The 25,030-nt window shown below is 69.4% G+C and carries 25 protein-coding genes and 1 tRNA gene; 13 read left to right on the forward strand and 13 right to left on the reverse strand.

Going from position 1 to position 25,030, the window contains the following annotated elements; all coding sequences use genetic code 11:
* Window positions 1-528 precede the first annotated feature (528 nt).
* Window positions 529-1,077 (forward strand): DUF1062 domain-containing protein, encoded by a 549-nt coding sequence (locus ACZ4NT_RS32420; RefSeq protein WP_467728615.1) that lies wholly within the window; start codon window positions 529-531, stop codon window positions 1,075-1,077.
* Window positions 1,078-1,340: 263 nt separating this feature from the next.
* On the opposite strand, the gene ACZ4NT_RS32425 is transcribed toward ACZ4NT_RS32420, so the two are convergent.
* Window positions 1,341-2,075, reverse strand: a complete 735-nt coding sequence (locus ACZ4NT_RS32425; RefSeq protein WP_467728616.1) for a dienelactone hydrolase family protein — start codon at window positions 2,073-2,075, stop codon at window positions 1,341-1,343.
* A 618-nt stretch (window positions 2,076-2,693) separates the two neighbouring features.
* Here ACZ4NT_RS32425 and ACZ4NT_RS32430 point away from each other — a divergent pair.
* Entirely contained in the window at window positions 2,694-3,857 is a 1,164-nt protein-coding gene (locus ACZ4NT_RS32430; RefSeq protein WP_467728617.1) for an AfsR/SARP family transcriptional regulator, read from the forward strand.
* Between the two features lie 104 nt (window positions 3,858-3,961).
* Window positions 3,962-4,381 (forward strand): hypothetical protein, encoded by a 420-nt coding sequence (locus ACZ4NT_RS32435; protein WP_121408838.1) that lies wholly within the window; start codon window positions 3,962-3,964, stop codon window positions 4,379-4,381.
* Between the two features lie 229 nt (window positions 4,382-4,610).
* Here the strand turns inward: ACZ4NT_RS32435 and ACZ4NT_RS32440 are convergent, their stop codons facing one another.
* The 5 genes from ACZ4NT_RS32440 to ACZ4NT_RS32460 all read right to left on the reverse strand — a co-directional run bounded on the left by ACZ4NT_RS32440 (window position 4,611) and on the right by ACZ4NT_RS32460 (window position 7,527).
* On the reverse strand, window positions 4,611-5,159 hold the full coding sequence (locus tag ACZ4NT_RS32440; RefSeq protein WP_467728618.1) for a GNAT family N-acetyltransferase: 549 nt from the start codon (window positions 5,157-5,159) through the stop codon (window positions 4,611-4,613).
* A gap of 108 nt (window positions 5,160-5,267) precedes the next feature.
* Window positions 5,268-5,702, reverse strand: a complete 435-nt coding sequence (locus tag ACZ4NT_RS32445; RefSeq protein WP_121408840.1) for a VOC family protein — start codon at window positions 5,700-5,702, stop codon at window positions 5,268-5,270.
* 94 nt (window positions 5,703-5,796) lie between these two features.
* Window positions 5,797-6,093 (reverse strand): putative quinol monooxygenase, encoded by a 297-nt coding sequence (locus ACZ4NT_RS32450; protein ID WP_467728619.1) that lies wholly within the window; start codon window positions 6,091-6,093, stop codon window positions 5,797-5,799.
* Between the two features lie 136 nt (window positions 6,094-6,229).
* Entirely contained in the window at window positions 6,230-6,733 is a 504-nt protein-coding gene (locus ACZ4NT_RS32455) for a dihydrofolate reductase (RefSeq protein WP_467728620.1), read from the reverse strand.
* Complete coding sequence (locus tag ACZ4NT_RS32460) at window positions 6,730-7,527, reverse strand: thymidylate synthase (RefSeq protein ID WP_467728621.1); 798 nt, start codon at window positions 7,525-7,527, stop codon at window positions 6,730-6,732. Before ACZ4NT_RS32460 ends, ACZ4NT_RS32455 begins: the two co-directional genes overlap by 4 nt.
* 215 nt (window positions 7,528-7,742) lie before the next feature.
* On the opposite strand from ACZ4NT_RS32460, the gene ACZ4NT_RS32465 reads away from it, so the two are divergent.
* The gene (locus ACZ4NT_RS32465; RefSeq protein WP_467728622.1) at window positions 7,743-8,792 is read left to right on the forward strand and encodes a hypothetical protein; all 1,050 of its coding nucleotides are present in this window, start codon (window positions 7,743-7,745) and stop codon (window positions 8,790-8,792) included.
* 1 nt (window position 8,793) lies between these two features.
* Window positions 8,794-9,894, forward strand: coding sequence for a hypothetical protein (locus ACZ4NT_RS32470; protein ID WP_467728623.1), 1,101 nt, complete (start codon window positions 8,794-8,796; stop codon window positions 9,892-9,894).
* A 136-nt stretch (window positions 9,895-10,030) separates the two neighbouring features.
* Here ACZ4NT_RS32470 and ACZ4NT_RS32475 read toward each other — a convergent pair whose 3' ends face one another.
* The 4 genes from ACZ4NT_RS32475 to ACZ4NT_RS32490 all read right to left on the reverse strand — a co-directional run bounded on the left by ACZ4NT_RS32475 (window position 10,031) and on the right by ACZ4NT_RS32490 (window position 14,272).
* A complete protein-coding gene (locus tag ACZ4NT_RS32475; protein WP_121408846.1) occupies window positions 10,031-10,471 on the reverse strand; it encodes an OsmC family protein in 441 nt (146 codons plus the stop codon).
* 169 nt (window positions 10,472-10,640) lie between these two features.
* Window positions 10,641-11,075: a hypothetical protein gene (locus tag ACZ4NT_RS32480; protein ID WP_467728624.1), complete on the reverse strand. Its 435-nt coding sequence runs from the start codon at window positions 11,073-11,075 to the stop codon at window positions 10,641-10,643.
* 75 nt (window positions 11,076-11,150) lie between these two features.
* A complete protein-coding gene (fxsT, locus tag ACZ4NT_RS32485) occupies window positions 11,151-13,172 on the reverse strand; it encodes an FxSxx-COOH system tetratricopeptide repeat protein (RefSeq protein ID WP_467728625.1) in 2,022 nt (673 codons plus the stop codon).
* A 365-nt stretch (window positions 13,173-13,537) separates the two neighbouring features.
* Window positions 13,538-14,272, reverse strand: a complete 735-nt coding sequence (locus ACZ4NT_RS32490) for a translation initiation factor IF-2 (protein WP_467728626.1) — start codon at window positions 14,270-14,272, stop codon at window positions 13,538-13,540.
* Window positions 14,273-14,469: 197 nt separating this feature from the next.
* Between ACZ4NT_RS32490 and ACZ4NT_RS32495 the strand changes: the two genes are divergently transcribed.
* The 4 genes from ACZ4NT_RS32495 (at window position 14,470) to ACZ4NT_RS32510 (ending at window position 18,793) form a co-directional block, all read left to right on the forward strand.
* Window positions 14,470-15,993 carry a VWA domain-containing protein gene (locus ACZ4NT_RS32495; RefSeq protein WP_467728627.1) on the forward strand — a complete coding sequence of 508 codons (1,524 nt, stop codon included), beginning with the start codon at window positions 14,470-14,472 and terminating at the stop codon, window positions 15,991-15,993.
* 588 nt (window positions 15,994-16,581) lie between these two features.
* Window positions 16,582-17,955 carry a hypothetical protein gene (locus tag ACZ4NT_RS32500; RefSeq protein ID WP_121408850.1) on the forward strand — a complete coding sequence of 458 codons (1,374 nt, stop codon included), beginning with the start codon at window positions 16,582-16,584 and terminating at the stop codon, window positions 17,953-17,955.
* Window positions 17,956-18,021: 66 nt separating this feature from the next.
* Window positions 18,022-18,094: transfer RNA gene (locus ACZ4NT_RS32505), tRNA-Gln, on the forward strand.
* Between the two features lie 123 nt (window positions 18,095-18,217).
* Window positions 18,218-18,793, forward strand: coding sequence for a hypothetical protein (locus ACZ4NT_RS32510; protein ID WP_467728628.1), 576 nt, complete (start codon window positions 18,218-18,220; stop codon window positions 18,791-18,793).
* Window positions 18,794-18,952: 159 nt separating this feature from the next.
* On the opposite strand, the gene ACZ4NT_RS32515 is transcribed toward ACZ4NT_RS32510, so the two are convergent.
* Window positions 18,953-19,720: a hypothetical protein gene (locus tag ACZ4NT_RS32515; RefSeq protein WP_121408851.1), complete on the reverse strand. Its 768-nt coding sequence runs from the start codon at window positions 19,718-19,720 to the stop codon at window positions 18,953-18,955.
* A gap of 185 nt (window positions 19,721-19,905) precedes the next feature.
* On the reverse strand, window positions 19,906-20,457 hold the full coding sequence (locus ACZ4NT_RS32520; RefSeq protein ID WP_467728629.1) for a CGNR zinc finger domain-containing protein: 552 nt from the start codon (window positions 20,455-20,457) through the stop codon (window positions 19,906-19,908).
* 109 nt (window positions 20,458-20,566) lie between these two features.
* Here ACZ4NT_RS32520 and ACZ4NT_RS32525 point away from each other — a divergent pair, with 109 nt between their 5' ends.
* The 3 genes from ACZ4NT_RS32525 (at window position 20,567) to ACZ4NT_RS32535 (ending at window position 23,605) form a co-directional block, all read left to right on the forward strand.
* Window positions 20,567-21,205, forward strand: coding sequence for a LysE family translocator (locus tag ACZ4NT_RS32525; protein ID WP_467728630.1), 639 nt, complete (start codon window positions 20,567-20,569; stop codon window positions 21,203-21,205).
* A gap of 120 nt (window positions 21,206-21,325) precedes the next feature.
* Window positions 21,326-22,735, forward strand: coding sequence for a M1 family metallopeptidase (locus tag ACZ4NT_RS32530; protein WP_467728631.1), 1,410 nt, complete (start codon window positions 21,326-21,328; stop codon window positions 22,733-22,735).
* 384 nt (window positions 22,736-23,119) lie between these two features.
* Window positions 23,120-23,605, forward strand: coding sequence for a DUF427 domain-containing protein (locus tag ACZ4NT_RS32535; protein WP_467728632.1), 486 nt, complete (start codon window positions 23,120-23,122; stop codon window positions 23,603-23,605).
* 48 nt (window positions 23,606-23,653) lie between these two features.
* On the opposite strand, the gene ACZ4NT_RS32540 is transcribed toward ACZ4NT_RS32535, so the two are convergent.
* Window positions 23,654-23,905 carry an NIPSNAP family protein gene (locus tag ACZ4NT_RS32540; RefSeq protein WP_121408856.1) on the reverse strand — a complete coding sequence of 84 codons (252 nt, stop codon included), beginning with the start codon at window positions 23,903-23,905 and terminating at the stop codon, window positions 23,654-23,656.
* Between the two features lie 344 nt (window positions 23,906-24,249).
* Between ACZ4NT_RS32540 and ACZ4NT_RS32545 the strand changes: the two genes are divergently transcribed.
* A complete protein-coding gene (locus ACZ4NT_RS32545; protein WP_467728633.1) occupies window positions 24,250-24,834 on the forward strand; it encodes a hypothetical protein in 585 nt (194 codons plus the stop codon).
* The last annotated feature ends 196 nt before the right edge of the window (window positions 24,835-25,030 follow it).

A 25,030-nucleotide genomic window follows, 5' to 3' on the forward strand; every position in this document is an offset into this window, starting at 1 on the left:
GCCCCCGATACTGGCCCCTCCTCGAACAAACACCCACCCCCCATAACCCGCCAACGAGGGGCACCGTATCCTCCACCGACCCACCACCCAGAAACCCTCAAGTCCCCCTCCACCAACCCTGAACACACCACCCCTGACACACCCCTGACAGCGCACACCCACGCTGACCGCGAACGGCCAACGGGCTCACCCACCCGTCGGGCGTAGTGCCGAGACAAGGCACCGGGGCAGTTGTCCGGCGCGGCACCGTCGTCGCGCTCACACCACCCGAGCCGGGCTTGGCGTGGCTCGAACTCGGGCTTCAACGCGGTTTGCCGCAGGCCGTGTTGAGCCGGCCTCTGGGGCGTCGGAAAACCGATGGACCGGTGTCGCTGCGGGCCACTACCGTCCTGCCGAACCGAGTCCTCCAGGAAAGGACGTGCCGTTGTACACCGTGTGAGACCTCCCGAGAGCTGATCTGTCGCGCGCCGCACATGTGCGCCGCGCCGCCTTTTGCTGCGGACTTCTCACTGAAATCGGTGTATTTCTGTGCTCAATACCTGGGTGGTCGTGCCCACCTGCCTGCCGCTCGTTCGTCGCGCTTGCCACGCATGCTCGTCGGACCAATTCCGGGCGAGCGGAAAATTCCGCGTCAACGCACACCACAAACTCATCGACGTCTGGCTCCTGATCCTCTGCACCAACTGCGGGGTCACTGCAAAGCTCACGGTCCTGGAGCGGATGAACGTAGGTTCCATACAACCTGAGTTGCTGGACGGGCTGCACGAAAACGACCCTGCCCTGACAGCCGAGCTGCTCCTGGACCCGCTCGTGCTGCATCGCAACCGCATCGCTCTGGACTGGAAGAACGCCTGGCGGCTCGACACCGGCGGATCGGATCACCGGGACCGCGACCTGCTCGACGTCACTGTCCGCTTCGCCGCGCGGATCCCCGTTCGGCCGGTGCGCCTGATCGCCGAGGGCTGCGGTCTTTCACGGGCGGAGGTCGAGAGACTGCTCAGGGCGGGAAATCTCGTTTCGGCAGCTCGGCTGAGTGGCAAGGTATCCGGCGACTTCACCTTCACGCTCAAGCGTTGAGCGCGTACCCCTGGCGAGCAGGGCCTGTCCGGCACAATCCGCCGGACAGGCCCAAGGGGCTCGTTGGAGCCGGCGATGGTGTCGCCACGCCCGGCAACGGACATCGCCTCATGGCAGGCTCCACCGGGATTGCGTTCCCCGCCACCCCGGGCGCCGCCCATCGGCGCTTGATCGGGCCGGCCGAGGATCTCTTCCTCACTCCGCTTCGCACGCCACTGCACTCCGGAGCCGCGTACGCCAGGTGCGGTTTCCGAGCCGGTTCCTCAGTTGTCGGTCGAGGGACTGGCCAGGAGAGTCAGCAGGCGTTCCCAATGACGCTGCACTGCATCGGGGTTGAAGGCGTCGGTGTCCGCCATGGTGAAGCCGTGGAGGGTGCCGGGATAGATCTCGGAGGTGTATCCGACACCCGCGGCGTCCAGGGAGCGGTTGAACTCGACGAGGGCCTCCGGCGTCAGGTCGCCTTCGGCATGACCGAAGTGGACCCGGGCCGTCAGCCTGGAGAAGCCGTCGGGTCCGTCGGCGCCCACGGGAGCGTGGAATCCGGCCAGAGCTGCCACCTGGCCGGGATGGGCCACGGCGGTGCGCAGCGCCAGGAGGCCCCCGATGCAATAGCCGGTCACCGCGACCGGTCCTGAGCAGACCTCGGGCTGCGCGTCGAGGAACGTGAGGTAGGACTCTGCGTCGCTCAGGGTGCGTTCGGCGGTGTGCGCCTCGATCAGCGGCATCAGCTGGTCGAAGACCTGGGGACGAGCCTCTTCACCGATGTACTCAGGGAGTTCGATCACCGGTGCGGGGCCATGCCGATAGAAAATGTTGGGGACCAGTACGTAGTACCCGTGACCCGCCAGTTCGCGGGCCATCTCCTTGAGCACGGGCCGGATACCGAAGCCGTCCGGGTACATCAGCACGCCCGGGTGCCGCTCGACGCCCTCGGGGATGGCGGCGAAGGCGTCGGCCCGGCCGGCCGCGGTGGGAATGTGCACCAATTTGGTGGGCATGGAATCTCCTGTCGTCATTGACGTGTTGGCCAGTGATCAACACGGCAGGAGGTGGAGCCCGCGCTTCAGCGCCGGCTCCTCGATGGAAGGGCGGGCCGGCAGTGGCCCGTACGGCGCTCAGGGGAGCGCCGGGTCGCCAATCCGTGCGTGGCGCAGTGCCGTCCCGGTAGTCATCGCGTTCAACGTAGCTCACCGGCCAGCCCTGCGGCCAGCCTCCCCGGACAGCCGCACCACGCAAAGGAATCATCGCGGTCGGCACCTGTGGTCTCGATCCGCTCGACGCGTGTTCGGGTCCGCCGATGCCGATCTTCCGTTGGCGTGCGCCCGGCCTCACTCCGAACGCGAGCCGAGAGTTCCGAACTGCGCGAATGCCCCCAAGGGCGGCGTCCGACCGTGCCCCTCCGGCGCGTACCGACAGACCGTGCGGACCCTCTTCACGCCGGAGTCAAACCATGGGCAGGTGGGACCCGCCGGGGGACGACCCGCATGAAACACCCTCAAGAAACCCCGCACTCCCGCCGGTCCCCCACTGGTGAAACCCCGTCGCGGCGACCACGACGACTATCGTCCGCGAACCAAGGGAAGAAAATCCGGCGGATTTTCGGGGGAACACCGGCCATGGACCACACACAGCCCACGTATCACCCTTCACAGAGCACAGACGGCATCACGTTCAGGATCCTGGGCCCGGTCCAGATCCACGATCACCACACGGGTCAGCGCATCGAGCCCGCCGGGGCCAAACAACGCGCCCTCCTCGGTGCCCTCACGGCACAAGCCGGTCAGGTCATCTCCATCGACCGCCTCATCGACGAACTGTGGGGGGAACGTCCACCTGCCTGTGCCACCAACGCCCTCCAAGCCCACATCGCTCGGCTCCGGCGTCTCGTGCACCCCGCGCCCCACGCCGGCCGCACTCCCTCCCAGCCGCACCTCATCACCCGACCCCTCGGATACAGCCTCCACACAGGCAACACCCCCACGGACGCCCAGCACTTTCACCAACTCGCCGCCCGAGGCCGTGCCCTCGCCACCGCTCACCCCGCCAAGGCCATCACCCTCCTGCGCGAGGCCCTCAGTCTGTGGCGTGGCCCGGCCCTGGAGGGCACCGGCACCGGCGCCATCAACACCACGGAAGCCCAACTCCTCGACGAGGCGCGCCTCACGGCCTTCGAAACCCTCTACACGGTCCACCTCTCCATGGGTGACGCTCACGACATCACCGCCGAACTCCAGCAACTCACCCACCAGCACCCCTTACGGGAACACCTCCACGTGCTCCTCATCACGGCCCTCCACCACTCCGGACGTACAGCCGAAGCCCATACCCAGTACCACCGCGCCCAACAGCACCTCCACCATCAACTCGGCATACAGCCCAGCCCCGCCCTCCACACCCGCATTCAAAGCATTCTCAACACCACCCCCGGCTTCCATGCCGAGCACCGCACCAGTACCGACCACGGGTACGACACAGACACCGCGGGCGACGCGGCACACGATCACGCCCCGCGCACGGGCGCCCGTACCGTCCATGAATCCGACGACGTCCGCAACGCTTCCAGCCTGGACGCCCCTCTGGGGCAATCCGCCATCGCGCCAGCCGACATGAGCGCGCCCGGCACCACTCTCACTCAGTCACAGGAACGGGCAACGTCTACAGTCCGTCACCTGCAGCACGAGATCGCGCAGCTACGCCACCACGTCGAGCAGCTCACCCGCGAGCACCACGACCTCACCGACCGCCTCAACCATCTCGCGCAGGTCGCATCAACCCGGTAGATCCCGTCGCCCGGCCCCACCGCCTCCCGCGGAGACGCGACCAGCGTCTGCTTCCCTGCCCGCGGCCAATCGAACGCAACGCCCGCCTCCGGCGTCTCAGGTGCATGAAGACATCGCGCCCAGCCGCCGTCCTGCTCCTGAGTGCGGGACTGCTGCTCTCCGGCTGTTCGATCACGTCCGACCCCTCCAGCGAGGCGAACTCCGAGGCCACCCTGCCAGCCCGCAGAGCCGAGAGCGAGGTGCTGGAGAAGGGGCCGGCCAACCCCAAGGAGCGGAAGCCCTATCCGTACGACATCTACACCCACTGCGGCATCAAGTGGATCGAATTCGGCGGACGTTGGTGGACGCTTGATGCTGTCTACCCCACCACCGGGCAGGTGAAGGGTGAACCCGCCGCTCAGCAAGGCGAGACAGTGGCCGGCTACATGACCCTCATCGACCCCGGCACTGCCACCTTCGACGCGGCCGGACTGCCCACGTTGTACTTCACACCGACCAAGCAACAGCCACCAGGCTGCAAATAGCCCTCACCAGCATCTGCCCCGCCTCGTGACCGCCGGCCGCCGACAGCAACAATCGCGGCCGACCGCCTTCATCCTCCGTCCTGGGGGACGTTGGCGGTTCTGCCCAGCAGCTCGGTGCCTGCTTGGACCATGGTGTGACCTCGATGGCGCCTCGGCAACTCTGCCTGCCCGCAGCAAGGTGCGGACGGTGATACGCCCCTACGCCGTTGCTGCGGGGCAGGCGCCGGGCTCAGCGGGACGGTGAGGCCGCGGTCCACACCCCGAACCACTGCTCAGCGCCGAACTCCTCGAACCGTGCGGCCTCGATGAAGCCCAGCTTGGTCGCGAGGCTCTTGGATCGGCTGTTGGCCGTCTGGGTACAGAGAACCACGGGCTCGCCGGGAAGCGCCTCGGTGAACCAGTCGAGCGCCGCTGCGCAGGCCTCCACGGCGTAGCCGTGTCCCCATGCCTCCGGCAGGAGCAGGTAGCCGAGTTCAACCTCCCCGCCACCCGTGCTGAGGTGCCCGGGCCGATCGGTACCGCGTCGATCGAGCGTAACCGTGCCGATCATTGCTCCGTCGAGCGCGATCACGAAGAGCCCAGGCCGTCGTCCCGGAACCTCGGGCACGGCGCGCTCGAGTTCGTCGCGCGGTCGCGGGCCGCCGAGGTAGGTGCGTACCTCCGGCGATGCGAACAGTTCGATGAATGCCGCACGATCCCGGGCCTCGGACTCGCGGAGCACGAGACGTCGGGTCTGTATCGGTGCAGGTGGCCAGGCCACGGGTCCGAGTCCAGTCATGGTCGGCAACCTATCGCACGATGGTCGAAGTGAAATTGCCGGCAAGCCGGGACAATTGGGCGCCGGTACGGTGCGGGCAGTCACACGCGGTGCGCCGTTGGATGGTGCTCAGTCGAGACAGAACTCGTTGCCCTCGACGTCCTGCATCACGATGACGGATTCGTTCTCGTCATCGGCAGGCAGGAGTCGCACGCGTACGGCTCCAAGTGCGACCAGCCGCGCGCATTCGGCCTCAAGCGTGGCCAGTCGCTCTTCACCCACGAGTCCGGTTCCGGCTCGCACGTCGAGATGCAGGCGGTTCTTCACGACCTTGCCCTCGGGAACGCGCTGGAAGTACAGGCGCGGCCCCTCACCGGTGGGGTCGCTGCACGCGAACCATGAATCCCGATCCTCCGGCGGCAGCGAGAGGTCGAAGTCGTCCCAAGTGGCGAAGCCTTCCGGCGGAGAGGGCGCAACGTATCCCAGCACCTCACACCAGAACAGAGCGACGCGCCGAGGCTGTGCGCAGTCGAAGGTGACTTGGAACTTCTTGATCGTTGACATCGGCCCACCGTAGCAGGGGCTCCTGTCGCTCAATTCCCCGTGGGAGAAGGGAAGATGAGCGCCCCCAAGCGCCGCGGGCCCTCCCCCGCCCACGTCAGGTCAACGGGGCCGACGTGTAGTGCCGCACCTGAAGTGGTGCAGCAAGGTACTCCTCCTCACCCGGCAGAACCACCGGCTGATCACGCCAGTGCTCGCCTGCGTAGCCGGCCAGGTCCTGCTCGCTGCGCCAGCGGCTGACGTACAGCAGCGAGTCGGGCGGCGCCAGGAGCACCTCGTGGTCGACCAGCCCCGGATGCCGGCTCGGAAACTCACGCACCGCGGAGACGATCATGTCGCGAAATGCCTCGAACCGTTCGGGACGTACCCGCGCCTCGCTCACTCTGATGATCACCTCATCAGAGTGCCACCCCCGCAAGGTCGGCACCATCCCCGGTTCGATGCCGCCGGCGCCTCCGGAGAGCGGCCGGCCTTGCAGGGTTCTGCCGTCGGGAGACAGACGGAGGCCCGTGTGTCCGAAGTATCGGACGTCACCGGGTGTATGTGCGGATGCGGTAGCGCAGTCCGGACGTCGAGGTCTGCCAGCCCTTGTCCTCGGCCACCTGCCATACCGGGCCTGGTGTCGGAGCGTATGTGTCGCCTTCCACGGTCGCGTCGACCTCGGTCACCGAGAGTGTCGTGGCGTGGCCCAGCGCAGCGCGGTAGATTTCACCGCCGCCGATCACCCATGCCGCGGCGGGGGCGGTGCCCTCCGACCTCTCGGCGGCGAGTGCCAGAGCCTCGGCGATGGAGCCGGCCCGCTCCGCGCCCTCGGCCGCCCAGTTCGGGTCGCGGGTCACCACGATGTTGCGCCTGCCGGTCAGTGGGCGAAACCGTGGGGGCAACGAGTCCCAGGTCTTGCGCCCCATCACCACGGGATGCCCGAGGGTGGTCGCCTTGAAGTGCGCCATGTCCTCGGGCAGACGCCACGGAATGGTGTTGCCCGCGCCGATCACGCCATCGAAGGTCTGCGCCCAGATCAGTCCGACGTTCATACGGCGACCGGGGCTTTGATGGCCGGGTGGTGCTCGTATCCGAGGACCTCCACGTCGGCGTACGCGTAGTCGAACAGCGAGTCGGCTTGACGCAAGCGCAGCCGGGGAAACGCGAACGGGGTGCGCGAGAGCTGCTCGGTCACCTGCTCGACATGGTTGTCGTAGATGTGGCAGTCGCCGCCGGTCCAGATGAAGTCACCCGGCTCGAGGCCGACCTGCTGCGCCACCATGTGCGTGAGCAGGGCGTAGCTCGCGATGTTGAACGGAACCCCGAGAAAGAGGTCGGCGCTGCGCTGGTACAGCTGGCAGGAGAGCTTGCCGTCGGCGACGTAGAACTGGAAGAAGGCGTGGCACGGTGCGAGTGCCATCTTCGGCAGTTCGGCGACGTTCCAGGCGGAGACGATCATCCGGCGGGAGTCAGGGTCGGAGCGCAGCGTGTCGAGTACGTCGCTGATCTGGTCGATGTGCTCGCCGTCCGGCGTGGGCCAGGAGCGCCACTGGGCGCCGTAGACCGGGCCGAGATCGCCGTAGGCATCGGCCCACTCGTCCCAGATGGTGACGCCGTTCTTCTGCAGCCAGCCGACGTTCGAGTCGCCCCGCAGAAACCACAGCAGCTCGTACACGATGGACCTCAGGTGCACCTTCTTGGTGGTGACCAGCGGGAATCCCTGCGACAGGTCATACCGTAGTTGGTGCCCGAAAATGCTCCGGGTCCCGGTGCCCGTCCGGTCGGCTTTGGCCGTTCCGGAGGTGAGTGCAAGCCGCAAGAGGTCTTCGTACTGGGTATCCGCCACAGCCGTCGAGTCTACTGACCCTGGGACGAGGGACGCGACCGGCCTGCCGTCGGACCAGCGCGGACCGGCGCGGACCGGCGCGGCGAGCAGAACGAACCCTTTGGGTTTTCGGCTTCCGGGCGGGTTCCAGCACGTTCCGTTATCGGCCGGATGCCGTCTGGTCGCGGGCGGGCAGGCGCCGTTAGCGTATGCCGCCTTCGCGTTCTGGGGGTCCCATGAACCGTCTCCGTGCGCTCCTCGTCTGCCTTGTGATCGCGGGTGCCGCGGCGGTGGCGCCGGCCGTCGCCGTGACGCCGCGATGGTCGGCTTTGCCGGTGCCGGCGGCTGTCGCGCCGGTGACGGTGTCCGACCTGGCCGCCCGCGGGCCGAGCGAGGCGTGGGCGACCGGCTACGAACAAGCAGCCGATGGACTGCGGCCGATGTTGTACCGGTGGGACGGCGCAGCGTGGAGCCGGGACACCACCTTTCCCGGCGCTGATGCGCAGGGCTGGCTCGGCAAGGTGCAGTTCGTCGGCGAGGAAATGTGGATCCTCCACAACCGCGACGGGGCAGGAGAGGTCCTGCGCCGGTCGCCCGGGGGCTGGAGTACCGTCCCACTGCCGCAAACGCTGTGGACCTACCAGGACTTCACGGCGGCACCCGGTGCGGCCTGGGTGGTCGGCGAGGACGAGACCGGGCTCAAGGTGTTGCACTACGACGGTACGGGCTGGACCTCACAAGCCACTCCCTACGGAGTGCTGTACCTGATGGGGATCACCGCGCGGACCGCCTCCGACGTCTGGGCCTGGGCGGACACCGACACCGGGACCAGCATCCTGCGCTGGGACGGCACGGCGTGGCGGGACGCCGAAGTACCTCTGCCCCCGAACAGCAACGTGCACACGATCATGCTCGAACCGTCGGGCCGCATCACGATCGGCGGCAGCCAGTACACCGACGGTGTCTCCCGCACCTACCTCATGACCGGCAACGGGCGCGCCTGGCGCACCACCCACCCGCCGCTGGGCGACACCTACACGGAAGCCATGGTGCGCGGACCGGACGGCGCGCTGTGGCTGCCGATGCGCAGCGACCGCGCCTTCCAGTCGAAGTACGTCCGTGTCGACGGCTCGCGCACGACCTTCTCCTACGGCCCGGAGCGCCCCAACGCGATCGACGTCCGACCGCGGGCGCTGACCGTGGCCGGCTCCTCTCTGCTGTCCTTCGGGACCGTCGAGATCTACCGCTCGAAACCGAACCTGATGAGCGAGCGGCTGGGAGGCTGACATGGCGCGCCGACTTGTGATCGCGGCCCTCGCCGCCGCCATGACCGTCATGCCGTCGGCTGCGGCTGACACCCTGTCCTGGCAACACGTTCCCGTCCCGGCGCAGGTCCGCCCCCAGGCCGGGCTCAATGAAGCGGTGGCCTTCGCGCCGGACCAGGCGTGGGCCGTGGGGGCCGATGCCGTCGGTCGCGAAGCGCCGGGCTTCCCGCTGGTGCTGCGCTGGGACGGAACGGCATGGCAGCGCCAGGCTCTGCCCCGGATCAGGTGGCAGGGTGAGCTCCTGTCCGTCGCGGCGACCTCGCCGACCGCGGTCTGGTCGGTGGGCCGGGACTCGGCGGGCGGCTCCCGCCTGCTCCGCTTCGACGGCAACGACTGGTACGAGAGCCGGCCGCCGCGCGGTGTCGCCCTGACCGAAGTCGCGGCGGGCGGCGGTGAGACCTGGCTGGTCGGTTCGCGGGACGGCACCCAGGTATTGCTGCGCTGGGACGGGCGCGGCTGGCGGGACGTGCCCGTGCCGCCGGGATCGGTGTACGGCCTGCACATCCTCGCGGCCGACGACGCGTGGGCTGCGGGCGCCGCGGACTCGGGCGCGGCCGTGTCGCACTGGAACGGGCAGACGTGGCAGCAGACGACCGTGGACGCGTTCCCGCGGTCGACGGTGACCAGTGTTCTGGCGGTCTCGCCCACAGAGGTGTGGGCGGGGGGCACCGCCGGCTTCGTCGGCGGTCCGCCGGGCCGGCCGATTCCGCCGCTGCTGGTCCGCTGGGACGGGCAGAGCTGGAGCAGGGTGGCCCTGCCCACCGACTTCGGCTCGATCAGCTCGCTGGCGCCCGGCACGTCCGGCGGGCCCACCTGGGTGTCCGTCGCCTGCTCGCAGAAGTGGGGTCCGCCGGGCAGTAATCCGCCGCTCGTCCCCGGGCCCGACTTCCTCGCCTGGAACGGAGAGTCGTTCACCGAGTACAGCGAGCCCGCGGTGGCCGGGGAAGGCGACTCCTCGGTGCTGCGGCTGGCGCCGGTGCCGGGTACGGCCACCGTGTGGTCGGTCGGTCGCGCCGCCGGACCCGAGGGCACTTTCGCGCCTCGCGTCCTGCGGTTCGGCTGAGACGACCCGAGGGACGTGTCGGCCCCTCCGGGACATGCCGATGCCTGCCTCCAGGACACGGGGGCTCTCACCGAACGGACACGGCGCAGGTCACACGCCGCACGCGAGCACGCAGGCATGTCGCGCGGGAGCAGCCTCAGTCGTCCTCGACCGTCGTCGTGACGGGCGTGCCGACTTCCACCGTCCGGCTCACCGTGCACAACCGGTCGTGAGAGGTCTTCGCCGCCCTGGGCACAATCGTCCGGGCACGTTCGGCCCCCTCCCCGTCAGGAAAGGACACACGGAAGCCGACATGGAGATCGGTGAGCCGATTGCCGAGCTCGTCACTGATCTTGTGGCCGGACACGGAGACGTCGAACACATCCGGTTCGGCGTGGCGACTGGTGGCAGCGTCCACATCCACCGCCGTGCAACCACCGATCGCGGCCAGCAGCAGCTCCACGGGCGTGAACTCGGTGTCGTCGTGGGGGTCGGTCGCGCTACCGAAGGCGATCGTGCCGCCGCGCGCGTTCGTCGCGACGTAGTGGCCTGTGCTGCTGCGCTTCACGGTCACGGAACGCAAGGATTCGTCGGTCATGCGAGAACCGTAGCTCCGTCGGGCCACGGTCTCCGGCCGACGCGGCTCAGCCTCCACGTCAGGGTCGGCATGCGGTGAGCGGCCCGCCGTGAGGCGTGCGCACCCCCTACCACCTGCCCCTGCGCCGCCGGACCGGGTTGCGTCGTCATGCGGCCATGATCGTGAACACCTATGCAACCCAGCAGTAGACACTTTGGCCCCGGCGGTGGGCGCTGCGCACGAGAGCAGCCAGGTCGGTCAGCATCGTGGCGGCGATCACCTCGTCCATGACCTCGCCGTCCTCCGCGCGCTGCACCGACCACGCGGCTGCGGCGTCTTCCAAGGCCGTCCGCTCGGCCTCGGCCAGTGCCGAGGAGAGGCGTGGCGACAGCGCGAGGACGACGCACCCGTCATCGTCCTGGCCGGCGACGAGACGAGGCTCACCGGCGTCGATGAGCTCGTCGAAGCTGCCGCCGACGAGAAGGCACTCCCACTCGACCACGGCCTCCTCGACATCGAAATTGCCGAAAGAGAGCGACTCGAATGCGCGCCGCGGCCCCGTCTGGAGAACCAGAGCCGCGGACGCGTCATCCGGAGCCGCGAAGAATTCGACGATGATGCTCACCCGGGTATCATGCCGGACCGCCCACGACCGTGATCGTCATCGTGATCGTCCGGACGGCATCGGATCGGGCTCGGGTCACCGTTCCAGCCGGTCGACCAGCGCGTACGCGTCGGTGGTTTTGGGGTGCCTCCTGCCCAGCTGGGTGCGCAGGATGTGCGCACCCCGGCGTGCGACGTCCGCTGCCGAGGAATCGTCCAAGGCGTGCAGAGTCCGGGCCTTGAGGAGCAGGGCGTACCCGATGTACAGGTGGTCCGGAGCATAGAGGTCCTCGCGGATCCGCAGCCCCCGCGACAACAGCGGAAGCGCCGAGGCTGCGTCGCCGAGCTCAAGGTGCACGGTGGCCAGTGCGATGAGATCGAAGCTCACATAGGGGTCATGCGGTCCGTATGCTGCCTCGTCGATGCTCAACGCCCGTGCGGCGAGAGGCAACGCCGCCTCGTGTTCGCCCATCAGGCACAGCGTCCGCGCGAGGGTGGCGAGGTCTGTCGCGACGGCCGGGCTGGTCGCCGGCAGGCAGGCTTCGTGCACGCGCAGCGCCCGCTCGGCCAGCGCGCGTGCCGTCTCGAACGCACCGAGGTCCCGCTGGATCTGCGCCAGGGCGATCAGGTCGAACCCGATCTCCGCGTCCCGGCCCTGCAGGGCCTCGTCGAGGGCGAGGGCACGTTCGCAGAGTGGGAGCGCCACCGCACGGTCGCCGATCTCCAGGAGGAACTCCGAGGCCAGCCGCAGCAACAGGGCGGTCTCCGCGGCGCATTCGGCCGGAGGGTCGTCCTTGGTCACGGCCAGTACGTGCGGAAGCAGCTTGAGCCAGCGCGGCCAGGCGTCGGGGGCACGGTGGATGTCCTGCGGTACGGCCTCCAGCAGCGCGCGGCAGAGCCGGGCCCGGGCATGTGCGCGTACATCGTCCGGCATCGCGGCCCGGATCGCCGCCTGGACCAGCCGGTGCAGGACGAGGGAGGACTCTTCGCGCCGTGCGAGTCCGAGGCCGGCCAGGGTGCCGACCGTCGTGTCCCAGGCCAGTGGGTCCGCCGCTGTCGGGATCAGCGTCTGCGGACGGGCGGTGAACAGCTCCAGCGGAATCGGCTCGGGGGCCAGGAGAGCGCACAGCTCCAGGAGCCGAACCGCTTCCGGCTGCTGCGTCTCCAGTCGGTTCACGCTGAGCTGCCACAGAGTCGCGACGACCACCGCAGGGCGATCGGTCAGCTCACCCTGCGCGATCATGTCCTCCAGCCGCGACGTCAGGAGGGCCAGATAGTCCTCGGGTGCCGTCTGGTTGTAGTCCATGTAACCGGCTGCCTGCTCCAACGCAAGGGGCAGGTCCCCCAGTTGCTCAGCGATCATCTCTGCCGTCTGCGCCGTCGCGCCGGGCACCCGTCCCGTCAGCAGCTCCACCGACTCCGGGCGGGTGAAGACCTCCAGGTCCATCACACCGGCCCGGCCGGACCATCCGCTGATCCTTGTCGTGACGATGACGTGACCGTTCCTCGCTGGCTCCCCCGACGGCAGCGCGTGCACGAGCGTGCCGGGCTTCTCCCCGTTGTCGAAGATGATCAGCCACGGCCTGCGGTCGCCCAGCCTGCCGTACACGCCAGGGATGACCTGTTCCGCTCCGACCTCCACCAACCCCAGGTGCCGGGCGAGTTGGGCGAACTGGGATGCCACGAGGTCGGGGTCCTCGGCGTCGATGAAAGCGACGAACCTGTACTTCGACAAGTTGCGGTACGCGTACTCGACCGCGAGCTGCGTCTTGCCCACGCCACCCAGGCCGTGCACGGCCTGGACCGCGACGTCGCCCGACTCCGTGAGACGCCGCCGCAGCTCCCGCAGAGCGGCGTCGCGGCCGGTGAAGTGGGTGTTGCGCGGTGGCAGCCGGTACGTCGCGGGTGAGGCAGGGCTGGGTGGCTGCTCGCCGCGCGGCCGCAGCCACAGTTCGACGCAGGCGAGCGGGACCAGGAGGAGCAGCACGAGCCATGGGTGGACGCGCACGGAGTCCAGGGGTCCCGGCCAATGGCCCTGCCCGGAGGCGGCGTTGAAAGCGAGGCTGCCGAGGAACAACACGAGCAGACCGGTCACCGTGCCGACCAGCCTTCGCCCCATGGTTCCCTCTCCGGTCACGACGACCACGGCCGACGCGATGGTAGCCCAGAACGTACTCGAGGACCTCGGACGGGGCTCGACGCCGGGTCCGACCTGCTGTGCACTCGGCGAACGGTCCTGTCGATGCGTCCTGGAGGAGGTCCGCGCTGTAACGACCGGCCGACTGGCCTTCGTCGGCCCGATTCCCGGCGGCCTGACGCCCGCGGCCGCATCCCGCGAGACGACCCGTCCTGCCGCTCGGGGTGCCTTGCCCGCCTCCAACTGGATTGCGTCGCGAGCGAGTTCATCGCAGCAGGCGCCGGACCCCGCTGCCGGTCCTGCTGGGGCACACGGGACCGGCAGCCCGAGGGAGCCGGGCATCCCGCTCAGTGCGGGGGTGGTTGTGGGTCCAGGGCGTTGGCGACCGAGCAGCCGCCCTCTCCGGGCATTCGCTGGATCCGGGACGGCACCCACACCTCGGTGGCCCCCGGGCTCACTCGGCCCAGCAGGCAGTCCTGCGCGTCGAAGCCATTGCCTTGCACCGACAGGACGACGCCGACCCGTCCGTCGTCCGCCTTGATCTCGGTTCGGATCGCCGGATCCAGGTCCAGGGAGGCAAGGCCGCGCCGCACTTCGGCCTCGTCCACCCGGCCGTCTTCCGGCACCCGGGGCAGTTCCGCGCGGAGCTTCTCGTACGGCAGTCGGGGCGGCTCAGGGGGTGGGGCGAACGTCATCGGACGACCATGCGGGCAGTCGACGTCGCGGGGTTTCTCCCGCCACTCCGACTTGGGCGACACCCGCACCGCGAAGCAGCGCCGCACGACGACCTCCTGGGGGTCGAACCTTCCGTCGTACGCCGAGCCGGACGTGCGCACGACCACGTCGATGCCGTCCCCCTCGTGGGTCGAGGTACCCGTCACCCGCAGCACCTCCACCCCGTCGATGCCGGAGGCGGAGCGCCCGACCTCCTCTGCCGTGCGGGGGCGCTGGCTGTAGAGCCGCTCGCCCGCCTTCCCGGCCACCTCTCGGGCGGCGTCCGTCGCCTCGTCCTCGGAGGACTGGGCCAGCCCGCAGCCGACGGTGGCAAGCAACAGGGGCGCGAGCAGCAGCAGTCGGCGCATGTGTCCACCCTTCCCTTGCCGCGCGTGGCAGGCGACCGCTCGCGTACTCAGGACGGCGTAGGTGATCGTACTCAGTCACGCTCGGGCACCTTCCGTTCAGGGCCCGGGCTGTGCCGCGCGTCCTGCGTCCGGGCTCGTGAGCGTGTTGTCGGCTACCGGACGCCCCCCGCGCCGGCTTCTGTGGGCAGACTGGGCGCATGACAGCGACATCGATGAGCAAGGGCGGCAACCTTCCCGTCGCCGCCGAGGTGGTGCAGGTCGAGCTCGGCTGGTCCGGGGGGCCCGGTGCGCCGGACGCCGATGCCTCGGCGTTGCTGCTCCGTGCCGACGGGCGGGTGAGGAACGACGGGGACTTCGTCTTCTACAACCAGCCCAGGCACGCCTCGGGTGCCGTACGCCATCTGGGAAAGCGCCGGGACGGTGGCGGTACGACCGACACGGTCGGGGTCGATCTGAAGGACCTGGAGCCGGAGATCGAGCGGGTCGTGATCGGCGCCTCCGCGGATGGGGGCACCTTCGGCCAGTTGTCCGGTCTGAGACTGCGGCTGTTCGACGCCGGGACGGGTGGACAGCTGGCCCTGTTCGAGATGGAGGCGACGACCGAGACGGCCTTCATCGGCGGAGAGCTCTACAGGCGGGCCGGTCAGTGGAAGTTCCGGGCGGTCGGGCAGGGGTACGCGTCCGGACTCGCGGGCTTGGCCACCGACTTCGGGATCAGCGTGGACGAGGAGCCGGCCGGCACCGCGTCCGCGGCGACTGCTCCACCGATGGCCACGCCCACAAACCCGCCCTCGCCCGACACCCCGACGGCACCCACGGCGCGGCCCGCACCGGCAACGCCGCCCGCCCCTCCACTGCCCGGGACGTCCCCGTACGCAGGCGCTCCCCCGCAGTCCGCCCCTCCCTCCCCGCCCCGGCCCCCAGTGACCCCCGCTACGGCCGCCTCCTCATCCCCACGCCTGGTCAAGGGTGAAGAGCAGTTGCCGGTGGACATGCGCAAGCGGCTCTCCCTGCGCAAGGAACAGGTGGCCGTCAGCCTGCGCAAGCACGGGGCGGAGGGGGTGACCGCACGCGTCATCCTGGTCCTGGACGCCTCAGGGTCGATGTCGTTCCTCTACTCGAAGGGCGTCGTGGCCGACGTGGTGGAGCGGATGGCCGCGGTGGCCGCACAGCTCGACGACGACGGTGAGATGCAGGCGTGGACCTTCGCGTCGAACCCGGCCCGACTGCCGGACCTCGCTCTGGGTGACCTGCCGGAGTGGCTGCGGCAACACGTCCGGGTCGGCGAACTGACACTGTTCCGGCGCAAGAAGCCCCGGAAGGGACTCCTGCCGGGCCAGGTGGACATGCGCGCGGTCGGGATCCAGAACGAGGAGCAGAAGGTGATCGCCGAGGTGCGCGCGTACGTCCGTGAGCATCCGGCGGCGGCCCCCACACTGGTGCTCTTCTTCTCCGACGGCGGCGTCTACCGAAACAGGGAAATCGAGAACGAGCTGCGCCAGGCGGCGGACGAGCCGGTCTTCTGGCAGTTCGTCGGGCTGGGGCGCTCCGACTACGGCGTACTGGAACGGTTCGACACCCTGCCGGGCCGGCGCGTCGACAACGTGGGGTTCTTCGCCGTCGACGACATGGGCGGCGTACCGGATGCGGAACTGTACGACCGGCTGCTCTCCGAGTTCCCGTCGTGGATGCGTGAGGCACGGCGACTGGGCATCATCTGAGCCGACCAGTGGCCGGCTCTTCGACTTCACGGTGATCAGGCCACGTGCGCGTGTGGTGGCTACGCCGCAGCTTGGTCACCGTCTCCGATCCTTCAGATTCACGTCCGGGTTCGCCCCGACGGGCTTTGCCGCATGCCGGGCGACAGGTGATCCTGCCCTGGAGCACGCCCTGGCGGACAAGGCGACGCTCTGTGGCATTCCTCAGCGCCAGGTGACGGCATATCGGCTTCTTTTCGTCGCGAAGAGGTCCGGAAGGTGCTCGGCCTGCGGGGTAAAGGCAGTCGAGGCCCTGACTCAGGCGTTCCCCGGCAATCGGGCGTCCTCGGCTTACCGGTCGGTGCACCGGCTGTACCAGGATTGGTCGAACACCCCCGCGCCCGACGAGTTGTCCGAGTACAGGGGCCGTCCGGGCGATGACGGCCGTTGTCGGGCGCCGCAGCCTGGCCGGCCTCGTCGGCACCGCCAAGGCCGGGGTCGTCTCGCCGGCGCCGCATCGACCGTACCGCCATCGTCACTGTGGAATTGGTCCACCGTAGCTGCCCCGGAAATCCAGTTGGGCACCGAGCCGGGGGATGGCAAGGTGAGCCAATGCTGTCGCCCACGGTCGCGGATCTCCTCCGCGAACTGCACGCCTCCCTCACCCTGCGCAAGCGGCCGGAGGACATGGCCAGGCTCATCCAGGATTTGTATGCCGCCCAGGGCACCGAGCTCGACCAGGCCACGGAGGCGGCACTCGCCAAGGCCGCCGAACACTCGCTGCGCAATCTGTGGCACGGCTACACCTCCATGCGGGAGGAATTCGCCCGCCCGGTCGGCGCACAGCGCCAACTGTCGCGTGCGGCGGACCTGTTCACGGACTTGCCGGAACTCCCGGATGCCGCGGGAGACGACCCGGAGCAGATCGAAGCAGTCATCCGGCGTGCGGGTGAGTCCATAGGCCGCGCCTACGGGCAGAACGACTTCGGCAGGGACCGTCTCGACCGGGCCGAGCGAGCGGCGGCCGGCCTCGGCGAGGTCTCCAAGAGGCAGTACAACAAGCGCTTCCGACTCCTGCGCCGCATGGAGGCCAAACTGGCGCGGCTGATCCACGAGCAGCGCCGCCGCGAGGTGACCCTGACGGGCAAGGGAGCATTCGCGCACGAACTGCCGTACGCGCTCTTCGCCACGGACTCGGACACGGCTGCCTTCATCGCCTACATCACAGCGCGGGGCCACATGCGCAGCGTCTTCACCAACGGCCGTCAGCGTCAGGTCTACGACGAGGTCGCAGAGGCACTGTTCCAGCGCTTGCGCGCGCATCCCGAGCGGACCTGCTGGACGGCGGTCGCGTATGTGCATCCCACGTCGGAGGTGCTGGCGGCGGTGTCGGACAAGGACCTCACTCACCTGCTGGTCCGGTGGAACAGCTTCCTGCGCCACGTCGCGGAGCAGTTGGAGGACGCCTGGAACCGGCACCCGCTGGAGCGCGAGACGATGATCGTGCGCCGCGGCGACGACTCATCGACGTGGAACCAGGCCGCACAGGCGTGGAACACGGCGCGAGCCCACTGGTTCGCGATCCTGAGTGAACTCGGCGAGGACGAGATCCTGGATCACTTCTGCCCTGGGAAAGTGCCCCGCCTGATGGCCGCCGACGTGGCGTACTGGCACCGTATGAGCGGCGGCGGGCTGCACCCGGACACCTACGTCTGGGCAGAACTGCCGTTGCCCTGGGAAGTCCTGCGGGGCGAACGACCATGCCCACGCTCACTCGTCGAAGCAGTCTGCGCCCGACATCGAGTGGACCCGGTCGCCGGCGCTTGGACCGCGCCCAGGCCGACAGCGGAGGCTGTCGCCTTCCGCCGGACACCTGAACTCGTCCACGGTGTCGCCGTTGCGGACCCCCTCATGGCCAGCGCCCTCCGGTCAGCCGGGGTCTTCTCCGGCAAGGGCAAGCGAGCCGCGGCGGACGAGTGGTTGTGACGGGGCCCGAGGACCTTCGGGAATTCGGTTGCGCGTAGTGGTGGCGACGGTCATGATCCACGTGGCGACGAGGAAGCTCTGCGGAGGAGCGCCCGGCTCTGATCCCGGGTGGACGTAGGTTCGAATCCTGCCCTCGTCGCCGCTTCCTTGCCGGACCCATCCGTTGGGCCTGGCTGTTCGGTCCGCTCGCTTCGGGGCTGCTCGCACCTGGCGACGCACTCTCCGTGCCCTGCCGTCCTCGGGCCTGTTCCAGGTCGGAGCGGTGGACGTCGACAAGCCACTCCGCGTGCGGCCCCAGGCGCGCGTCGACCGGTTCCGTCCCACTCCGGAGTGCGCGGACGTACGCAGGATCGGCGGTGAGACGTGCCGCCACCTCGGGCCCTTCGGCGACGGCGCCATGGCCGGGGATCAGGACATCCACGTGCGCGGTGGCCTCACTCAGCCGATCGAGCGCGGCCCCGCAGGCCCTCGCCTGATCGTTCTGGCGGAAGTCGGAAAGCGGGATCAGGACGTCGGAGAGCATGTCGCCGGCGAGCAGGACGCCACGGTCCGCGAGGAGGATCGCGGCGTGGCCGACCGCGTGCGCCTGATGTTCGATGATCTCGCCCGGCACCGGACCGCCGTCCGCAGGCAGCGGGGTGAGCAGCGCCACCAGGTCGAGAGGGATGCCGGATGCGCTCTCCGCCGCCATCTCCTGTGCCCGTTCCCGGGCTTGAGTGGCAATGTCGACGGTGCTGGAGGTGGCGTAGCGCGGTACGTCGCCGAACCGGGAGTGCCAGAGGCTCCAGTGCTGGGACTGCGATCCGCAGCCCCACTCGTCGCTCGCGGCGCCCGCTGAGTGAGCCGAGCGCTGATCTGGCTTGCGCAGGAGCCGAGTTGTAGCAGCTGTCAAAGTGAAGCTGGGTGGACCGCACGTGCAGGTACCCCGACCCACCCTTTGCGAGGAACCGCGCGAGGGAACACTCCAGCGGCTCCAGGAAGGTACGCACGACGGTCGTCAGTATCGGTGGCCGGGCCAGTGGGGATCCGTCCACCGGTCCTCTCCGGTGAGACCGAGCAGCCGTATCCGGTGCTGGAGATCCTGGGACGCACCCGATGTGCGGAGCCGCACCGCAGCGTGGCCGAGGAGCCAGGCCACCAGATCGGCGCGCATTTCCTCCTCGTCGTGCTCGTGCCAGTCCACTCTCCACGGCAGGCCGCCTCCGAGGAGTTCGTACTCCCATTCCGCCGCCGCCTCGGCGAGACGGCCGTCGCTGAGGCAGCCGGTCTGCTTCTCCCATTCAGTGAGCCAAGGAGCGAGCGTTCCGGACGCTTCGGCGCACATCGCGAAGACCTGGTGCACGGGCACAACCGCATCCGGGTCCGTGAGGCTCTGCACCCACCAGGCATGCAGGAACTCACGTACGGCGCGGGCCTGATCGTCCGGCCACTGCTGCCATCGGCCGCGGGCGAAGCAGTCCCCGGCCTCTTCGAGGCCGACCAGGGGTGTCACGCGCCCTGAAACCAGCGCCTCGGCGAACTGCGGCAGGATACGGCGCAGCATGCGGGGGTGCCAGGTCCAGTCGATGGCCTGCCAGGTACGGCGCAGGAGGTCCGGCTCCACTTCCACGTCCGGCGTCTTGAGCAGGGCGAGCTCCTCCGAACTACCCCAGTGGCAGGTGCAGTTGGCTTCGTCCGGATGTGCGGTCATGCCGCGGAAGGTGAGGGCGAGGCCGTCCAGGGCGGCGCGGAGACGGCGGCGTGCGGGATGATCGGTCGGCTGCATGATGTGCCCGGCCTTCGAGGACTCCGTACGGCTCTCGCCGGCCGAAGATCGCCACCTTACCGGGTCCGTGCGGCCGGCGGTCTCCACGCCGACGAGGGTGAATACAGGCGTTTCGGGGCGCGCCATCGGTGCCGCTGTCGAGCAACTGCGCGGCTGCCCGGACTCGACGTCAGTCGGTGGCACGGTCAGCCGGAGGTACCCGCCCGACGGGCGCGGAATGCCGCCACGCGTGTCCGGTTCTGACACGTCACCGAGCAGAAGCGCCGCCGGCCGCCGGGCGACTGGTCGATGTAGACGTCGGCGCAGTGGCCACCGGTGCAGATGCCGATGCGCGCGAAACCATGGTCGGCGAGGTACTGGCGCAGAGTGACGGCGGCTGCCGCGACCAGGGCGTCGTCGATGTCGGCGACGCTCCATGCGGCACGCAGTGCGCCGGCGGCGTCGCTCTCCATGACGGGACGGACACCGAGGTCCGACAACAGACGCGACAGATCTTGCGCGCAGGCCTCGGCGTCCTGAGCGGAGAACACCGCGTGCAGCCGGTCCGCCGCGTCTGCGAGCATCTCCGGAGTCAGCGCGGCGCTCACGGGCGTAGGCAGGTCGAGGCCCGGCAGGATTTCCGAAACAGGCCGGTGAGGGGCGTCTCCCCTGCCGTCCTCCTGGCGCGGCAACGTGCCCCAACCGTTGACGAGCTCCGTCACCGCCTGCGGGGAGACCTCCGTGAGCGTTACTGCCATACCTCTCAGCGTAACGCGTTACTGACGATTTACGCGTTGCAGCCCCCACCGTGAGCGCGTAACGTATTGACATGCCAGAGCGCGTTACGACTGAACGCGGGAGGACAGCATGCTCGACCCCACTCTCCTGCCGGCCTACCTGGCAGCGGTCGCGATCATCACCGTCGTTCCAGGGCCCGACGCGGCGTACATCGTCGCCGTCGCTCTGGAACGCGGCCCGCGAGCCGGACTGCTCTCCGCCGCGGGCATGGCCCTGGGCATGATCGTGCATGTGACGGCCGCCGCGCTCGGCCTCGCCGTCCTGCTGCGTTCGACACCCGTCGCGCTGACGCTGGTGGAAGTGGTCGGCGGCCTCTACCTCGGATGGCTGGCGGTGACCACGATCCGGTCCGCCGGGAAAGCGCCGACGGCGACTCCCGAGGCACCACCCGACCGTCAGGTCCTGCGTCGGGCCGTCCTCACGAATCTCCTCAACCCGAAGATCGTGCTGTTCTTCGCCGCGTTCCTGCCGCGGTTCACCAGCCCGGAGCACGGCCACCTCTGGCTCCAGCTGCTCACTCTGGGAATGATCTTCCTGGGGATGGGGTTCGTCTGGGACAGCACGGTGGGCCTGTGCGCCGGCCGCCTGGGACAGGGGTTGGTACGGGGCCGCCGCACAGCCCTGACGGTGAACCTGTTCGCCGGAGTCACCTTCGCCGCTCTCGCAGCCTTCCTGGTGGAGGACGCATTGACGGCCGGCATGGCGTGAGGGCGCCCCTGCCACGGCGGCCGACCGTTCACTCACCGGGGATACCCGGGGGCTCGCCCCGCGTCAAGGAATGGCTCAACTCGGTTTGCCGCAAGGCGGGTTGTGGCACCATCGGTTGGCATGTCGACGTCATTCGCCAGGCCGCCCGCCCGGTCGTCCGCCCGGTCCTTCGCGTCCGTACGTCGCCTGTTCGTCGCGCTGCTCATCCTGCTCGGGGCGAGCGGCACCGGTGCCGGCGATGCAGGGGCGGCCGCGTCCGGGGACGACACTGCGACACCCGATCGCGCCCGCTACGACGTGCACCTGCGCTCGGACGTCGACGGCAGTCACTGGGCCGGGCGGCAGCGCGTGTCGTTCCGGAACGCCTCCGCCCGGCCCCTGCGCGAGGTGTACCTGCGCCTGTGGGGCAATGGCGAGGACGCGTGCGGAGGGCCCGGCGTCCCCGCACCCGTCACCGTGTCGAACGTGAGCGGTGGCACACCGACCGCTCTCACCGTGGGGTGCACGGCCCTGCGGATAGCCCTGCCCGAGCCGCTTGGGCGGGGCAAGCGGACGTCGGTCGCCTTCGACGTGTCCGTCACGGTGCCCGACCGCAACGCCCGCTTCGGCCGCGAGGGCGCCTACCGCTTCCTCGGCAACGCGCTGCCGGTCCTCGCCGTGCACGACGCACAAGGGTGGCATCTCGACCCGTACGTGGCCCTCGGCGAGAGCTTCTACTCCCTCACCGGCGACTACCGGGTCCGCCTGGACCACCCGTCGAGCCTGAAGGTGCCTGCGACCGGCCGCACTCGGAGTTTCCCCGGCGCTGCCGGCCGTACGGTCACGCTCGGCGTCGCGCACCGGATGCGGGACTTCGCGTGGGCGGCGGGCCCCTTCCGTACGGCGACGGAGACCACGCCCGGGGGCGTGCGCGTGAAGTCGTACTGGGCGCCGGACACGCCTGCTGCGGGCGTGCGTCTCAACCGCGCGGAGGCCGTTGCCGCGGTCGACCGGTTCGGCCGCGAGTTCGGCCGGTATCCGTACGGCGAGCTCGACGTCGTGATGACACCTGGGTTCGGCGGGGGCATGGAGTACCCCGGCCTGGTCCTCGTCGGCACCACCGAGGAGGGCGGCGCCGTCGTCCACGAGGTGGCGCACCAGTGGTGGTACGGCATCATCGGCAACGACGAGTACGCCTCGCCGTGGCTGGACGAGAGCTTCGCCCAGTACGCCAACGCCCGCTTCTACGGCTGGGAGACCCGGGACTGCTGGTCGGACGTCTACTGGCCCGACGACAGCACGCGGCTGACCGGGTCGATGGCCTACTGGACGCAGCACCGAGGCGAGTACCACCTCGTCTACACGGCCGGTTCCTGTGCCCTCGCCGACCTGGAGCGCACTCTCGGCGCCGACACCATGGCACGGCTGCTCAGGCGATACGCCCAGGACCACTGGTACGGCGTCTCCACCACCGACGACTTCAAGAAGGCCGCCCAAAGCACGACGGCCGAGGACCTCGGCCCCTTCTGGGAGACCCACCGCATCCGCTGACATCGCTCTTATCGCCGACCGGGGCCAGTCCGCCGTCGCCGCAGGCCGAGGGCGAGACGGGAACACTCCGCCGTCCCCGCATGCCGAAGACCAGGCGCACCGCTCGTGATCCAGTGCCGCCTGGTCGATGAGCCCCTGATCTCAGGGCGAGGGGCCCCTCGCGGCAGTGCCCCGCGTAGCAGTCGCCCGGCCCCTTGCGGAGGCGCACCGCAGACCGGGTGAGCCACGCAGCGTTCCGGAGCGGACCCGGACAGCAAGGGAAGCGGTCGGCGCCGGCCGAATCCGCGTGGGCACAGGCGTAGGACTTTTGGGCCAACCTCATCCAAAGAGGACGTTTCCGCAGAATAGACAGCGCCCCTCACTCCCGTCGAGAGGACCACTGCCATGCCGCGAAGCGAGACGTCAGCGATCGAGTCCGTGTGGGACTACCCACGGCCTCCTGCCCTTCTCCGCGACACACGCCGCATCGTCGTCAAGTCCGGCACGGAGGTCGTCGCCGACACGACCCGAGCCCTCAAGGTTCTGGAGACCAGCCACCCACCGGTCTTCTACCTGCCCCAGGAAGACGTCCGCATGGACCTCCTGCGAGCCGCCTCCCGCCATACGCTGTGCGAGTGGAAGGGCACGGCCGACTACTGGGACATCGTGATCGGCTCCGACATACGGGCCCTCGCGGCCTGGAGCTATCCGGCCCCCCGCCCGCCGTACGACGCACTCGTCGACCACCTCGCGTTCCATGTCGGGCGAGTCGACCACGCCTCGGTCGACGGTTACACGGTGCAGGCGCAGGAAGGCGACTTCTACGGGGGCTGGATCACACCCGAGGTCAGAGGCCCGTTCAAGGGAGGCACCCACACCCACGGATGGTGAGGCGATCAGCCCCCTGAACGGGAACGTGACGCTCCCCCAGGGCTCGCTTCAGGGGGTCGGTGGAGCGGAGCCGGGCAGCAGGGGACGCATGAAGGTGCGCTCGTAGCGCAGTACACACCGGCTCTCGTCCCGGATCCGGTCAGCCTCGATGAACTCCGCGTCCTTGCCGAACAGAGTTCGGTACTCCTCGTATGCGGCGAGGCTGGGGAAGCTGAACAGGGCCAGCGCCTTGTCGTCGGCGCCTTCCGCCGGCAGGAAGTACCCGTGATGCGTGCCACCGTGCCGGTCCACCAGCTCCATCCAGCGCGGACCCGCTCTCCTCTGGCGCCTCCGGCTCCGCAGGTCGGCTCCACAACGGCAGGTTCCAAGAGGAATGTCTTGTTCCTGTGAGTTGGTGGATCCGCTGGGTATTCGGGGTGATCCACGGCCGTTGAGGCCGTGGGTGCGCAAGGGCACAACTGTGGTTAATGGGAGGGAACTTGATGGGCAACAGGACGTCGGCGGTGGCCGTCTTAGCGGGAGCTACGGTGTTGGTCCTGGCCGGGTGCGGAAGTGAGTCCGACGCTGAGGGTCAGCCGTTCGAGGGCAAGAGCGCTGACAAGATCGCAGCCGAAGCGGTGAAGGCGACCGAACAGGCTGACTCGATGCACGTGAAGGGCAATGTTCAGCAGCCCGACGGGGCGGCACTCGAGGTGGACCTCTCCGTGGACCAGCGCAAGAACTGCGAGGGCACGGTGAAGACGGCCGGGACGACGGCCGAGGTGCGCCACCTGAACGCCACGTTGTACCTGCGGGGCAACGAGGCGTACTGGAAGACGGCCCTCAAGGACCAACCCAAGGGCGACCAGATCGTCCCGAAGGTGAGCGACAAGTGGGTGAAGGCCCCCGCCGACGACTCCATGACGCAGGGCCTGTGCGACAAGCAGGGGCTGGTGGCGTCGATGGACGAGGACAAGTCCGAGCGCAAGGGGCTGAAGAAGGGATCCACGACGACCGTGAACGGCCAGGAGGCCATCGAGCTGACCAAGAAGTCGGCGGACGGTGAGACGCTCAGCCTGTTCGTGGCCACAGAGGGCAAGCCGTACATCCTGCGGACCACCAGCCGCGGCGGGAAGAGCCCGAACTCGGCGACGTTCAGCGACTACGGCAAGGCCGTGAACCCCGACAAGCCTGCTGCCGACGACATCGTCGACCTCAAAGAAGTCGCTTCCTCCGGGCAGGCCGGCTGACCCTCGCTCGGCGTGAGGAGACCCGTGCCGGGCGCCGGGGGCGAGCGGTCAGGGGTCCCGGCCGTCAGCGCCGGAACCGGGGGGGGGGGGGGGGGGGGCAGGGGGGGGGGGGGGGGGGGGGGGGGGGGGGGGAGGGAGGGGGGGGGGGGGGGGAGGGGGGGGGGGGGGGGGGGGGGGGGGGGGGGGGGGGGGGGAC

Source organism: Streptomyces sp. NPDC026417, from assembly GCF_055567695.1.